The sequence below is a fragment of the Terrabacter tumescens genome (assembly GCF_014646815.1).
Taxonomy (GTDB): domain Bacteria; phylum Actinomycetota; class Actinomycetes; order Actinomycetales; family Dermatophilaceae; genus Terrabacter; species Terrabacter tumescens.
This window is the reverse complement of the sequence record NZ_BMNZ01000003.1, coordinates 1-14,316: the sequence shown is the minus strand read 5'-3', so window position 1 is coordinate 14,316 and position 14,316 is coordinate 1. Positions and strand designations below refer to the sequence as shown.

At 72.3% G+C, this 14,316-nt stretch carries 13 protein-coding genes; 9 read left to right on the top strand and 4 right to left on the bottom strand.

Translation table 11 applies throughout. From position 1 onward, the window contains the following. Position 1: 1 nt before the first annotated feature. The 6 genes from IEY30_RS07455 to cimA all read left to right on the top strand — a co-directional run bounded on the left by IEY30_RS07455 (position 2) and on the right by cimA (position 7,052). On the top strand, positions 2-754 hold the full coding sequence (locus IEY30_RS07455; RefSeq protein WP_030195176.1) for a FadR/GntR family transcriptional regulator: 753 nt from the start codon (positions 2-4) through the stop codon (positions 752-754). 8 nt (positions 755-762) lie between these two features. Next, positions 763-2,130 (top strand): glutamine synthetase family protein, encoded by a 1,368-nt coding sequence (locus tag IEY30_RS07450; RefSeq protein WP_030195178.1) that lies wholly within the window; start codon positions 763-765, stop codon positions 2,128-2,130. After that, a complete protein-coding gene (locus IEY30_RS07445) occupies positions 2,127-3,509 on the top strand; it encodes an aldehyde dehydrogenase family protein (protein WP_030195180.1) in 1,383 nt (460 codons plus the stop codon). Before IEY30_RS07450 ends, IEY30_RS07445 begins: the two co-directional genes overlap by 4 nt. A gap of 50 nt (positions 3,510-3,559) precedes the next feature. Continuing rightward, positions 3,560-4,327 (top strand): 3-oxoacyl-ACP reductase, encoded by a 768-nt coding sequence (locus IEY30_RS07440; protein WP_030195183.1) that lies wholly within the window; start codon positions 3,560-3,562, stop codon positions 4,325-4,327. A gap of 19 nt (positions 4,328-4,346) precedes the next feature. Next, positions 4,347-5,057, top strand: coding sequence for a gamma-glutamyl-gamma-aminobutyrate hydrolase family protein (locus IEY30_RS07435; protein WP_030195185.1), 711 nt, complete (start codon positions 4,347-4,349; stop codon positions 5,055-5,057). Between the two features lie 414 nt (positions 5,058-5,471). Next, positions 5,472-7,052 (top strand): citramalate synthase, encoded by a 1,581-nt coding sequence (gene cimA / locus IEY30_RS07430; RefSeq protein WP_156035144.1) that lies wholly within the window; start codon positions 5,472-5,474, stop codon positions 7,050-7,052. Here cimA and bioD read toward each other — a convergent pair. The 4 genes from bioD to bioB are packed head-to-tail and all read right to left on the bottom strand — an operon-like array spanning position 7,031 to position 11,477. After that, positions 7,031-7,744 carry a dethiobiotin synthase gene (gene bioD / locus IEY30_RS07425; RefSeq protein WP_030195192.1) on the bottom strand — a complete coding sequence of 238 codons (714 nt, stop codon included), beginning with the start codon at positions 7,742-7,744 and terminating at the stop codon, positions 7,031-7,033. The two genes, cimA and bioD, sit on opposite strands and share 22 nt — an antisense overlap. Beyond that, positions 7,737-9,035 (bottom strand): 8-amino-7-oxononanoate synthase, encoded by a 1,299-nt coding sequence (locus IEY30_RS07420; RefSeq protein ID WP_030195196.1) that lies wholly within the window; start codon positions 9,033-9,035, stop codon positions 7,737-7,739. Before IEY30_RS07420 ends, bioD begins: the two co-directional genes overlap by 8 nt. Further along, positions 9,032-10,408: an adenosylmethionine--8-amino-7-oxononanoate transaminase gene (bioA, locus tag IEY30_RS07415; RefSeq protein WP_052358360.1), complete on the bottom strand. Its 1,377-nt coding sequence runs from the start codon at positions 10,406-10,408 to the stop codon at positions 9,032-9,034. Before bioA ends, IEY30_RS07420 begins: the two co-directional genes overlap by 4 nt. Beyond that, on the bottom strand, positions 10,401-11,477 hold the full coding sequence (bioB, locus tag IEY30_RS07410) for a biotin synthase BioB (protein WP_030195203.1): 1,077 nt from the start codon (positions 11,475-11,477) through the stop codon (positions 10,401-10,403). Before bioB ends, bioA begins: the two co-directional genes overlap by 8 nt. 124 nt (positions 11,478-11,601) lie before the next feature. On the opposite strand from bioB, the gene IEY30_RS07405 reads away from it, so the two are divergent. The 3 genes from IEY30_RS07405 to IEY30_RS07395 all read left to right on the top strand — a co-directional run. After that, positions 11,602-12,159 carry a TetR/AcrR family transcriptional regulator gene (locus tag IEY30_RS07405; protein WP_030195206.1) on the top strand — a complete coding sequence of 186 codons (558 nt, stop codon included), beginning with the start codon at positions 11,602-11,604 and terminating at the stop codon, positions 12,157-12,159. Between the two features lie 224 nt (positions 12,160-12,383). After that, complete coding sequence (locus IEY30_RS07400; protein WP_030195209.1) at positions 12,384-12,770, top strand: VOC family protein; 387 nt, start codon at positions 12,384-12,386, stop codon at positions 12,768-12,770. Between the two features lie 80 nt (positions 12,771-12,850). Continuing rightward, positions 12,851-14,316 (top strand): HNH endonuclease (locus IEY30_RS07395; RefSeq protein WP_188960114.1); only part of this gene is annotated, 1,466 nt, incomplete at its 3' end.

Here is a 14,316-nt window from a genome sequence, read left to right as displayed (position 1 = left end):
CATGGACGTGGTCGGGGGAGAGCGCCACCTCGCGCTCACGGCGTTGCCGGACGCGGTGCTGCGGCCGGCGTCCGGCAACGCCTTCGAGAACACCGTCGAGCAGCTCGCCCGTGCGATCCGCCTGGGCGTGCTCGCCGACGGCGAGCAGCTGCCGCCGGAGCGCGACCTCGCGGAGCGTCTCGGCGTCAGCCGCAACACGCTGCGCGAGGCCATCGCCGCGCTCCGCGACTCCGGCCTCGTCACGACCAAGCGGGGCCGGGGCGGAGGCACGACGGTGACGTATGCCGCCGAGGTCCCCACGTCGCCACGCGGGGTCCCGGGGACCTTCGTGCGCAGCGGGGCCGCGATGGCCGACGCCCTGACGTTCCGCCGGGTCGTCGAGCCGGGGGCGGCGTGGCTGGCCGCGACCCAGCCGCTGGCCGGCGACCAGCGGGCCTGGCTGACCGAGAGCCTGCGGGAGGTCGAGGAGGCGGCCGACGCCCCGGCCCACCGCGTCGCCGACTCGCGGCTGCACCTCGCGATCGCCACGCTCTCGGGGTCGCCGATGCTCGTCGACGCGGTGACCCGGGCGCAGGCCGCCCTGCACGACATGCTCATGGCGATCCCGGTCCTCCGGCGCAACATCGAGCACTCCGACAACCAGCACGCCCAGATCGTCGAGGCCATCCTCGGCGGCGACCCTGACCGGGCCCGCGTGGTCATGGAGGAGCACTGCGATGCCACCTCCGCCCTGCTCCGCGGCCTCATCGGATAGGAAGAGACATGGCGAAACCACCGACCCTGACCGTCGACCAGCTCCGCACCGAGATCGAGGCGGGCGACATCGACACGGTCGTCGTCGCGTTCACCGACATGCAGGGACGCCTGCAGGGCAAGCGCCTGCACGGGCACTACTTCCTCGACCACGTCCTCGAGGACGGCACGGAGGGCTGCAACTACCTGCTCGCCGTCGACGTCGACATGAACACCGTCGACGGCTACGCCATCTCCTCGTGGGAGCGCGGCTACGGCGACATGTTCTTCGACCTCGACCTGGGCACCCTCCGCCGCACCCCGGGCAGCCGCAACTCGGCGACCGTGCAGTGCGACCTCACCTGGCTCGACGGGAGCGGCGCGGTCGCGCAGTCGCCGCGGACGGTGCTCAAGACCCAGGTCGACCGGGCCGCTGCCCTCGGGATGGCCGCGCACTGTGGCACCGAGCTCGAGTTCATCGTCTTCCAGGAGTCCTACGAGCAGGCCTGGGACGCCGGCTACACCGGGCTGACGCCGGCCAACCGCTACAACGTCGACTACTCCATCCTCGGTGGCGACCGGGTCGAGCCGCTGCTGCGCGAGATCCGCAACGAGATGTATGCCGCGGGCGCCGTCGTCGAGAGCGCGAAGGGCGAGTGCAACTACGGCCAGCACGAGATCGGCTTCCTCTTCGACGAAGCGGTGCGCACGTGCGACAACCACGTCGTCTACCGCAACGCGGCCAAGGAGATCGCGGCCCACCACGGCAAGTCCCTGACCTTCATGGCCAAGTTCGACCAGCGCGAGGGCAGCTCGTGCCACATCCACCTGTCGCTGCGCGGGCTCGACGGCGAGACGGTCTTCGTCGACGACGACCGCGAGCACGGGCACAGCGCGATGTTCGAGCACTTCCTCGCCGGCATCCTCGCGACGCAGCGCGAGCTGACCTACTTCTACGCGCCGAACATCAACTCCTACAAGCGATTCGCGTCGGCAAGCTTCGCGCCGACCACCGTCGCGTGGGGCCGTGACAACCGCACGTGTGCGCTGCGCGTCGTCGGTCACGGCGCCGGCCTCCGCGTCGAGAACCGCATCGGCGGCGGCGACCTCAACCCCTATCTCGCCGTCGCCGCGATGCTCGCGGGCGGCCTGCACGGCATCGAGCACGAGCTCCCGCTCGAGCCTGCGCTGGACGGCAACGCCTACACCTCGGACAAGCCGCACGTTCCCTCGACGCTGCAGGAGGCCCGCGACCTGCTCGCCGGGTCGCAGATGGCGCGGGCGGCCTTCGGCGACGAGGTCGTCGACCACTACGTCAACGCCGCCGACGTCGAGATCACGGCCTTCAACGCCGCCGTGACCGACTGGGAGCGCAGGAGAGGATTCGAGCGACTGTGACCACCACCAGCCAGACGCACGACGTCATCAACCCGGCGACCGAGGAGGTCGTCCGCTCGGTCGAGCTGGCCTCGCTCGAGCAGGCCGACGGCGCCATCGCGCGCGCCTCCGCCGCGGCACCGGCCTGGCGGGAGGTGAGTCCCGCCGACCGCAGCCTGCTGCTGCGCCGGTTCTCCGACCTCGTCGGCGAGCACCAGGAGGAGCTCGCCCAGCTCGAGGTCGAGAACGCCGGCCACACCATCGGCAACGCCCGCTGGGAGGCCGGCAACGTCCGGGACGTCCTCGCCTACTACTCCGCGGCACCCGAGCGGAACTTCGGGCGCCAGATCCCCGTGGCCGGTGGCATCGACGTGACCTTCCGCGAGCCGCTCGGCGTCGTCGGCATCATCGTCCCCTGGAACTTCCCGATGCCGATCGCCGGCTGGGGCTTCGCGCCCGCACTGGCCGCCGGCAACACCGTGGTGCTGAAACCCGCCGAGCTGACCCCGCTGACGGCGATGCGCCTCGGCGAGCTCGCGCTCGAGGCGGGGATCCCCGAGGGTGTCTTCACCGTCGTCCCAGGCAAGGGCTCGGTCGTCGGCGAGCGCTTCGTCACCCACCCCGACGTGCGCAAGGTCTGCTTCACGGGGTCGACCGCCGTCGGTCAGCGGATCATGCGCGGCGCCGCCGACCAGGTCAAGCGGGTGACGCTCGAGCTCGGCGGCAAGAGCGCCAACATCGTCTTCGCCGACTCCGACCTCGAGCTAGCTGCGGCCCGGGCCCCCTACGGAGTCTTCGACAACGCCGGTCAGGACTGCTGCGCGCGCAGCCGGATCCTCGTGCAGCGCAGCGTCTTCGACACCTTCATGGAGCACTTCGAGACGGCCGTGCGCGGTGTGGTGGTCACTGACCCCCGTGACGAGTCCGCCGAGATGGGACCGCTCATCAGCGCCGGCCAGCGCGACACCGTGCGCTCCTACGTCGAGGAGGCGACCGAGGACGTCGACGTCGCCTTCCGCGGCGACGCCCCCGACGGCAGCGGCTACTGGTACCCCGCGACCGTGGTCCTGCCCCGTTCGACGACCGACAAGGTCTGGCAGGAGGAGGTCTTCGGGCCGGTCGTGGCGGTCATGCCGTTCGACGACGAGGCCGACGCGGTCGCCAAGGCCAACGACACGGCATACGGCCTCTCCGGGTCCATCTGGACGCGCGACATCGGGCGCGGGCTGCGGGTCGCACGCGGCGTCGAGGCGGGCAACCTCTCGGTCAACTCGCACAGCAGCGTGCGCTACTCGACACCGTTCGGCGGGTTCAAGCAGAGCGGGATCGGCCGCGAGCTCGGCCCCGACGCGCTCGACGCCTTCACCGAGGTCAAGAACGTCTTCATCGCGACCGACTGACGGTCACCCCACAACCGACACGTAACTCATTGGGCTGGAAGGAAATCCACATGGCAGGCAGGCTCGACGGCAAGGTCGCGGTCATCACGGGCGGATGCTCGGGCATCGGTCTCGCGACGGTGCGGCGGTTCGCCGAGGAGGGCGCCAAGGTCGTCATCGGCGACCTCGACGAGGTCAAGGGTCCGCAGGTCGCCGAGGAGGTCGGCGGCACCTTCGTGCGCGTCGACGTCGTGAGCAAGGAGGACGTCGACGCGCTCTTCCGCACCGCGAAGGAGACCTACGGCTCGGTCGACATCGCCTTCAACAATGCCGGCATCAGCCCGCCCGAGGACGACTCGATCCTCGACACCGACCTCGACGCGTGGCGCAAGGTGCAGGAGGTCAACCTCACCTCGGTCTACCTCTGCTGCAAGGCCGCCCTGCCCTACATGCTCGAGCAGGGCAAGGGCTCGATCATCAACACCGCCTCGTTCGTCGCCGTCATGGGCGCGGCGACCTCGCAGATCTCCTACAGCGCGAGCAAGGGTGGCGTGCTGTCGATGTCGCGCGAGCTGGGCGTGCAGTTCGCGCGCCAGGGCGTGCGCGTCAACGCGCTGTGCCCGGGACCGGTCAACACGCCGCTGCTCCAGGAGCTCTTCGCCAAGGACGAGGAGCGGGCGGCCCGGCGGCTCGTGCACGTGCCGATGGGACGCTTCGGCGAGCCCGAGGAGATGGCCAACGCCGTGCTCTTCCTCGCCTCCGACGAGTCGAGCTTCATCACCGCCTCGACCTTCCTCGTCGACGGCGGCATCTCGGGCGCCTACGTCACGCCGCTCTGAGGTCGGGTAGGGGCTTCGCATGAGCCGTCCGGTCATCGGGATCACCGCCTACGTCGAGCGGGCGTCGTGGGGGCGCTGGGTCGACGTGCCCGGGGCGCTCGTGCCGCACCGCTACGTCCGGCAGGTCGAGGACGCCGGGGCCATCGCCGTCGTCATCCCGCCGCGTCCCGACGCCGACGACGACACGGCGCTCGAGATCGTCGAGCGTCTCGACGGCGTCATCCTCGCCGGCGGCGTCGACGTCGCGCCGGAGCTGTACGCCGACGAGCGCCACGCGTCGGTTCAGGCCTCACGGCCCGACCGGGACTCCTCCGAGCTCGCGCTCGCGCGCGCCACCGCCGAGGTCGACCTGCCGCTGCTCGGCATCTGCCGCGGCATGCAGGTCATGGCCGTCGCGGCCGGTGGCCTGCTCGAGCAGCACGTGCCGGACCGCGTCGGCCACCACGAGCACTCGCCGGCGCCGGCGACCTACGGCAACCATCCCGTGCGGACCGTGGCGGGCACGCGCCTGGCCGGCATCCTCGGCGAGGAGGTCGACGTCCCGAGCTACCACCACCAGTCGGTGCTGCGGCACCCCGGCTACGTGGCGTCGGCGTGGGCCGACGACGGGACGCTCGAGGCGATGGAGGACCCCGGCGCGACCTTCCGTCTCGCGGTGCAGTGGCATCCCGAGGTCGGCTCCGACCCACGGCTCTTCCGTGCCTTCGTCGAGGCCGCCGCCGCGCGCTGAGATCCGGTATGCCGTGTGGCCCGGTCGAGGTGCGGCTGCATCGCTCGCGGTGGCGTGGGCGGTGCGCGTGGCGGAGGGCCACCCGGGCCGCGGGGCCGATGGGTGGGACAGCGGTCCCACGATCCGGACGTGGTGTTTCGCGGACGTTTCGTGGGCCCTACCGTGAGCGTGTGATGAAGCGCCCCGTGCCCACCGGCACCCTCATTATCGAATAGCGCGACGAGCACCCCTCGTCGCGCAGACCTCCCAACCCTGGGGGGTCTTTTTGTTTCCCGAACCACCCCGACGGAGACACCGCGAAGGCCACCACCCCGGCCGCCGCGACCACGAGAAGAGACCGGGACGCCCCCATCCGCGTCGCCCGCCTGTCAGAGGCGGTCGGCCGAACCCCCGAGACCGAGGACAATGAAGGCCATGGAAGCGCTGCACGTCTACGACACCACCCTGCGCGACGGCGCCCAGCAGGAGGGGCTCAACCTCTCGGTGTCGGACAAGCTCGCCATCGCCGGGCTGCTCGACGATCTCGGGGTCGACTTCATCGAGGGCGGCTGGCCCGGAGCCAACCCGAAGGACACGGAGTTCTTCGAGCGGGCCCGCACCGAGCTCGACCTGCGTCACGCGACCCTCGCCGCCTTCGGGGCCACCCGTCGCGCCGGCGGGGTCGCGGCGGAGGACCCCCTCGTGCGTGCCCTCCTCGACTCCGAGGCGTCGGTCGTGTGCCTCGTCGCGAAGTCCCACACCGGCCACGTCGAACGCGCCCTGCGCACGACGCTCGAGGAGAACCTCGAGATGGTCCGCGACACGGTCGGCCACCTCGTCGCCCAGGGTAGGCGCGTCTTCCTCGACTGCGAGCACTTCTTCGACGGCTGGCACCTCGACCGCGACTACGCCCTCTCGGTCGTGCGCACCGCGCACGAGGCCGGCGCCGAGGTCGTCGTGCTCTGCGACACCAACGGGGGCATGCTCCCGCACCAGGTCGAGGAGGTCGTCGCCGACGTCATCGCCTCGACGGGCGCCCGTGTCGGTGCCCACTGCCACAACGACACCGGCTGCGCGGCGGCCAACTCCGTCGCGGCGGTCCGGGCCGGCGCGACCCACGTCCAGGGCACCGTCAACGGCTACGGCGAGCGCACCGGCAACGCGGACCTGCTCACGGTCGCCGCCAACCTCCAGTTCAAGCTGGGGCTCGACGCCATGGAGCCCGATGCGTTCCGCCGGGCCATGCACATCGCGCACGCGATCAGCGAGGTGACCAACGTCCCTGCCTACAGTCGCCAGCCCTACGTCGGCGCCAGCGCCTTCGCGCACAAGGCGGGTCTGCACGCGAGCGCGCTCAAGGTCGATCCCGACCTCTACCAGCACATGGACCCGTCGCTCGTCGGCAACGGCATGCGCACCCTCGTCTCCGACATGGCCGGGCGCGCGAGCATCGAGCTCAAGGCGCGTGAGGCGGGGCTCGACCTGTCCGACCGCCCCGACGTCGTCGCCGCGGTGCTCGCCGAGGTCAAGGACCTCGAGCTGCGCGGGTGGACCTTCGACGCCGCCGACGCGACCGTCGAGCTGATGCTCCGCGAGGCGCTCGAGCCGGGGTGCACCGACTACTTCGAGGTCGAGTCGTGGCGGGTCATCACCGACTCCTCGGGCGAAGGTGACGCCACGTCCGAGGCGACCGTCAAGCTGCGTGCCGACGGTGCCCGCCTCATCGCGACCGGCGAGGGCAACGGTCCGGTCAACGCGCTCGACCACGCGCTGCGCGAAGCCCTGGCCCGCGCCTACCCCGAGATCGAGAAGATCGAGCTCATCGACTTCAAGGTGCGCATCCTCGATGCCTCGCACGGCACGGACGCCGTGACGCGCGTGCTCATCGAGACCTCCGACGGGGAGACGTCGTGGGACACCATCGGTGTCGCCGGCTCGATCCTCGCCGCGTCGTGGCGTGCCCTCACCGACGGCATCGTGCACGGCTTGCTGCGTCAGGGTGTCCCGAGGCGCTGAGCCAGTCCCGGCAGCCAGCCTGGAGCGTCGGCGGCGAAGGTCGCCGGGTCGAGGCGTGGGGCGCCGAGCGGCACGGCGCCGACCAGACCCCCGGGGAGCGCCCCGAGGTAGTCGCGATTCGTCGTCTCGATGACGTCGGGATGGTCGGGCCACGCGCCGATGACGATGCCGAGTTGCCGGACTCCTCTGTGGGACAGTGCTTCTCGCGTCAACATGGTGTGGTTGAGGGTGCCGAGTGCACTCCGGGACACGACGAGCACCCCGCTGTCCTCCAGGATCGTGGCGAGGTCGGCCAGAGTCTCACCGGCGTCGGTCAGCTCGACGAGCAGACCGCCCGCGCCCTCGACGACGACGAGGTCGTGGCGTACGCCCAGGTCCGCGACCCGGGCCACGTGGTCGGCCAGGGTGGGCAGGCCGACGCCCTCGAGCGCGGCTGCCGGCCTCGGCGCCATGGGCGCCCGCAGGCGCACGCCCTCGACGGTCGCCACGCCCGTCAGGCGCTCCACCTCGGCCATGTCTCCCGGCTCGCCGGGTGCCACCCCGGTCTGCGTGGGTTTGTATGCCGTCACGCGCCGTCCCGCCGCCCGTGCCGTCGCGACGACCGCCGAGGTCACGACCGTCTTGCCCACGTCGGTGTCGGTGCCCGTGACGAGCAGCACCGCGGGCAGCGTGGCGAGCCGTGACTCAGTCATCGTCGCCGTGGGGTGGGACGGCGCCGAGCGGCGACGGGGGAACGGGCCCTTGGACCCCCTCCACGGCCGCGACCGACGGGAGACCACGGGCGGGGGAGGGAGCGTCCCCTGCCCGTGGCCCCTCGACGGTATCGGGACGGGACGGAGCCTCGTGCGTCGCGACCGTGCGGGCGACGAGCCGGGCGGCCTGGAAGAGATCCTCTCCTGCGAGGTCGGCGCGCGCCGTGACCCGGAGGCGGGACACGCCGTCGGGGACGCTGGGTGGCCGGAAGCACCCGACGAGGACGCCGTGGGCGCGCAGGTCGAGGGCGGCGGCCACTGCGCTCTCGGGCGACCGCATGGGGATCGACTGGACTGCTCCGGCCGCGGGCTCGATGCCGCAGATGGCTGCGACGGTGCGGGCGTTGGCGCGGACCGCGGCCGCCAGCGTCGGGTCGCCGTCGACCACGTCGGCAGCGGCGCAGGCAGCCGCGGCGGCGGCAGGCGCGAGGCCGGTGTCGAAGATGAAGCTGCGCGCGGTGTTGACGAGGTGGTCGCGCACGGCGGTCGACCCCAGCACGGCACCACCCTGTGAGCCGAGGGCCTTCGACAGGGTCATGGTCACGACGAGGTCGCGGGTCCCGACGAGGTCGAGCTCGTGCACGAGGCCGCGGCCGTGCCCTGCGACACCGATGCCGTGCGCCTCGTCGACGACGAGCAGGGCGCCGTGGGCGTGACACACCTCCACGAGGGCCTGCACGGGAGCGGCGTCCCCGAGGACGGAGTAGATCGACTCGACGGCGACGACGACCCTGCGGTCGGGACGGGCGGCGAGCTCGGCAGCCAGGGCGTCGGGGTCGTTGTGCGCGAACGTCGCGTACGGGACCCGCGACATGCGGGCCGCGTCGTGCAGCGACGCGTGGGCGTGGGCGTCGAGGAGGATCTCGGCCCCGCGCCCGCTGAGGGCGGTCAGCACCCCGAGGTTGGCGGCATACCCGGTCGAGAAGGCGAGGGCGCTCGTCGCTCCCGTGAGCCGGCACAGCGCGGCCTCGAGGTCACGGTGCACGGGCAGGGTCCCTGTGACGAGTCGGCTCGCGGTCGCCGAGGCGCCGTAGCGGTCGAGGGCCTCCTTGGCGGCCGTCACGACGCGCTCGTCGCGGGACAGGCCGAGATAGTCGTTGGAGGCGAGGTCGAGGGGGTCCCGGGAGGCGGAGCCTGGGCGGCTGACGCGCAGCACCGGGTCGAAGCGCTCCGTGCCGCGCTCGGCCCTCAGGTCGGCTCGTTGGCCCAGCCAGGCGTCCCAGCGGCTCATCCATGGACCTCCGCCACGGCGCCGACGACGCCCTCGGCGATGAGCCGCACGTCTTGGTCGGTGCAGACGTAGGGCGGCATCGTGTAGACGAGGTCCCGGAAAGGCCGCACCCAGACGCCGCGCCCGAGCGCCGCGCGCGTGACGGCGGGGACGTCGACCGGCGACGTCAGCTGCACGACCCCGACCGCGCCGAGGGTGCGGACGTCCGCCACGTGGGGCAGGGAGAGCGCCGGCTCGAGGTGCTCGCGCAGGAGGCGACCGACGCGGGGGACGTCGTCCTTCCACGTGGCCTCGACCAGCTCGACCGACGCGTTGGCGACCGCGCAGGCGAGGGGGTTGGCCATGAAGGTGGGTCCGTGCAGCAGGGCCCGGAAGGCGGAGCGCGTGATGGCCTCGCCGACCTCACGGGTCATGAGCACCGCTGCGAGAGAGAGGTATCCGCCCGTCAGTGCCTTGCCGACGCACATGACGTCCGGCGTCACGTCGGCCCACTCGGAGGCGAAGAGCCGGCCGGTCCGACCGAAGCCGGTCGCGATCTCGTCGACGACGAGGAGCAGGCCGTGCTCGTCGGCCACCTCACGCAGCACCCGGAGGCAGTCGGGGTGGTAGACGTGCATGCCACCGGCGCCCTGCAGGATCGGCTCGACGACGACGGCGGCGAGCTCGTCGCCGTGGGTCGTCGCCAGTGTGCGCACCTCGCTCGCCCATGCGTCGAGGGCCGACCGGTCCGTCTCCCAGTGCTCCTCGCCGGTCGCGGTCGTGACGAGCCGCGCGGCGGGAGGACGTGGGGCGAAGACCTGGCGCGCCAGCGCACCCGGGAAGGCCGAGTGCATCCCGTCGACGGGGTCGCACACGCTCATCGCAGCAAACGTGTCGCCGTGGTAGCCGCCGCGCACCGTGAGGAACCGCTGCCGCCTCGGTCGTCCCTGTGCCGCCTGGTACTGCAGCGACAGCTTGAGGGCCACCTCGACCGACACCGAGCCCGAGTCGGCGTAGAAGACGTGGGCCATCGGCCCGGGCGCCAGCGAGGTGAGGCGTTCGGCGAGCCTGACGGCCGGCTCGTGCGTCAGGCCGCCGAACATGACGTGGCTGAAACGGTCGACCTGTTCGTGGGCAACCGCGTCGAGGACGGGGTTGCGGTAGCCGTGGACGGCGCACCACCACGAGGCCATCGCGTCGACGGCGTCGTGGCGCGTGCCGTCCGGCGCCGTCAGCGTCAGGCGCACGCCCGAGGCGCCCTCGACGGCATACGGCGCCGGGCCGTCGAGCGGCGCGTAGGGGTGCCAGACGAGCCCGTGGTCCCGGGCGGCCAGCGGTGACTGCAGAGGCGGATGCAGCGGTGGGCCGGACGGTGGTCCCGACGGTTCAGGCATTGGCAGGCAGGTCCGTGCCGGCCCCGCGGCGACGCTTCGCCGGGTCGTGCGTGGCCGCGGCCGGCCGGCCCGGGTCGGCCGCCCCGTCGTCGGCGCCGAGCACGACGAAGCCGTTGTCGCGGATCAGCTCGAGGTCGGCCTCCGCGGCCTGGCCCTCGGAGGTGAGGTAGTCGCCGAGGAAGATCGAGTTGGCCACGTGGAGGGCGAGCCCCTGGAGCGAGCGGAGGTGCATCTCACGACCGCCGGCGATGCGGATCTCCTTGTCAGGGCAGACGATCCGGGCCATGGCGAGGATGCGCAGGCAACGCCCCGGGGTGAGGTCCCAGGTTCCCTCGAGCGGGGTGCCGTCGAAGGGCATGAGGAAGTTGACGGGGATGGAGTCCGAGCCGAGGTCCCGGAGCGCGAAGAGCGCCTCGGCGACCTGCTCGTCGCTCTCGCCGAGGCCGGCGATGAGGCCCGAGCACGGGGAGAGCCCGGCGTCCTTGGCCTTGGTGACCGTGTCGACGCGGTCGGCGTAGGTGTGGCTCGTGACGATCTTGTCGTGGTGCGACTCGGCGGTGTTGAGGTTGTGGTTGTACGCGTCGACGCCGGCCGCGCGCAGGCGCTCGGCCTGGCCGTCCTTGAGCAGGCCGAGGCACGCGCACACCTCGACGTCGGGGTGCTCCTGCTTGAGCGCGCCGACCATGCCGGCCACGCGGTCGACGTCGCGGTCGGTGGGCCCGCGTCCGCTCGAGACCATGCAGATCCGGCTGGCGCCGCCGCGCAGCCCGGCCGCAGCCTGCTCGATGGCCTCGTCCGGCTTCAGCCAGGTGTACTTCAGGATGTCGGCCTGAGAGCCCAGCCGCTGGGAGCAGTAGTGGCAGTCCTCGGGGCAGAGGCCCGACTTGAGGTTGACGAGGTAGTTGACCTTGACGGTGTTGCCGAAGTGCTTGCGCCGCAGGCGCGCCGCCGCTGCGACGACCGCGAGCAGCTCCTCGTCGGTGGCGCGCAGGACGTCGAGGGCGTCGTCCGTCGTGGCCGGGGTGCCGGCCAGCACGGCGTCGGCGAGGTCGTCGAAACGGCGGGTCATGCGGGCTCCTTGCGCGCGGCACTGAACGGTGTTCAACTTGAACGGTGTTCAGTATGCCGAGTCGCTAGGCTCGGCTGTCAACGCGGGTCCACAGCGGACCCGTGCACCGAGGGCGGGGGAGCGCGTGGCACTCAGTCGGGACCAGGTCGTCGCGACCGCGGTCGACCTGTTGCGACGCTACGGACTGGCCGACCTGTCGATGCGCCGCCTCGCGCGCGAGCTCGGCGTCGCGCCGGGCGCCCTCTACTGGCACGTCGCGAACAAGCAGGAGCTCCTCGTCGAGGTGGCCGACGTGCTGCTCTCCGAGATCCCCGACCCGCGCCCGGACCAGCCACCGGCCGAGGCGCTCGTCGGGCTGGCCGTCGCCGTGCGCGACGCCCTGGTCCAGGTGCCCGACGGTGCCGATGTGGTCGGCCTCGCGTATGCCGTCGAGCCGGGCGCCGCTCGCCCGCTCCGAGCCCTGGCCCAGCTCGTCCACGACGCCGGCGCGCCCGCGTCGGAGCGGGACGAGGTAGCGTCCCTCGTCGTGCACCACATCCTCGGATCCGTTGCGGGGCAGCAGGATCGCGCGATGGCCGCCTCCGTCGACCCCGACCTTCCTGCCCCGGATGCGACGTCCGAGGCCAAGGCGTTCGAGGTGGGTCTGGCGGTCGTCGTGCGCGGGCTCGCGCGGTCCCACTGAGGCCCGCTGGGTCGCGAGTCACGACTCACGCTGAGCACCTGCGGACAGGCAAGTGCTGGGCGGTCCAGGCCCCGCCCAGCACCACCCCTGGAGGGTGGAGGTTCGTCGACGCGCGTGCCTGGACCTTCGCCGACACCCCTCAGAGGAGGGGGCGCCGCTCCTGATACGCCGATCCTGGCCCTTCTTCACGCCGTGCTGGACCGGTGCCGGGGCATGCTGGTGCGATGCCGCTAAGAACGACGAAGCACTGGTTCGGCGTCGTGCTCGACGCCCCCGACGCGTCCGCCCTCGCGCACTTCTACGAGCGACTGCTCGGCTGGACGTCCTTCAAGGACACCCCGGACTGGGCGACGCTCGCCCCGTCCGAGACCCATGGCTACAACCTGTCGTTCCAGACGGAGCCGAACTACGTGCGGCCGGTCTGGCCGAGCGAGCCGGGCCGGCCGATCATGATGCTCCACCTCGACCTCGAGGTGGACGACCTCGCTGCCGCCGTGGCGTACGCCGTCGAGGTCGGGGCCGAGCTCGCCGCATTCCAGCCGCAGGACGATGTCCGGGTGATGCTCGACCCTGCTGGCCATCCGTTCTGCCTCTACGTGGACTCCGACTGAGTCGAATTCCGCTCTCCGCGAACCGAATTAGGTGTGCACAAGGGGTTCTGGGACTCCATCGATCCGCTAGAATCGAATGTATGTTCGACGATGCGGCAGTGGAGACGACGGAGGGCCTCGAGGCTCTCGTGTCGACGCTGTCGCGGGTGGGGCAGGGGGGTGAGTCCGGCCGGGCCGGGCTCGCCGACCAGACGCTGTCCGACCAGGTGTTGATCGACCAGCTCGCGGTGCTCGAGCGGGTGAAGTCGGCGGTGGCTGCGGCGCAGGTGCGGGTGACGGCGGCGTTCGTCGACTCCCAGGAGCAGGTCGCGCAGGCGTGGTCGCAGCGGGCACGGGAGTGCTCCGAGGCGGGCGACTTCGACGGCTGGCGAGCCGCGCGGGACCAGGCCCGGGCTGCGTCGTTCGCCGACGATGACAACGCAGGTAAGGCGCCCTCGGTGACCGGGACCGGCGATGGTGGGCATGATGGCGCCCGTGACGCCGGGTCGCAGCGCCGTCGGCGGCGGCCGTCGGGGATGACGGGGGTCGCGGCGCAGGTCGCGCTCGCGCGGCACGAGTCACCCGTGCAGGGCGCCGGGCACGTCCGGCTCGCGCTCGCGCTGACGACGGACCTGCCGTACACCCTCGCCGCGCTCGAAGCCGGCGAGCTGTCCGAGTGGCGCGCCCAGATCATCGTCCGCGAGACCGCCGTCCTCGACCCAGCGGACCGGCGCCTCGTCGACGCCGAAGTCATCACCGACCCCACCCAGCCCGTCGCCGCACTCGGCGACCGCGAGCTCGCCCGGAGGGTCCGGGCCGTCGCCTACCGCATCGACGCCGCCTCGGTCATGGCCCGCGCCGCGAAGGCCGAGTCCGACCGGCGCGTCACGCTGCGCCCCGCGCCGGACACGATGGCCTACCTCACCGCGCTGCTGCCCGTCGCGCAGGCCGTCGCCGCCCACGCCGCCCTCACCGCGGCCGCCGACACCGCCAGCGCCGCCGGCGACGAACGCGGCAAGGGCCAGGTCATGGCCGACACCCTCGTCACCCGCCTCACCGGACAAGCCGCCCCCGACCAGGTCCCCGTCGAGATCCAGCTCGTCAAGACCGACCAGGCCCTCCTCGCCGACGACGACACCCCCGCCCACCTCACCGGCTACGGCCCCGTCCCCGCCGCCTGGGTCCGCGACCTCCTCACCCGACTCCAGCGCGCCACCGGGTCGGCCACCGGGTCGGCCACCGGGTCGGCCACCGGGTCGGCCGCCCAGGGTGACGCCGGGGCCAAGGCGGCGGGCGTGTGGTTGCGGCGGCTCTACACCCACCCCGACACCGGCACCCTCGTCGCGATGGACTCGACCCGCCGCACCTTCGACGGCGGCCTGCGCCGCTACCTGCTCACCCGCGACGCCGCCACCTGCCGCACCCCCTGGTGCGACGCCCCCGCCCGACACCTCGACCACATCCACGACCACGCCCAGGGCGGCCCCACCACCGACACCAACGGCCAAGCCCTCTGCGTGCGCTGCAACCACACCAAACAGCTCCCCGGCTTCACCGCCACCACCCT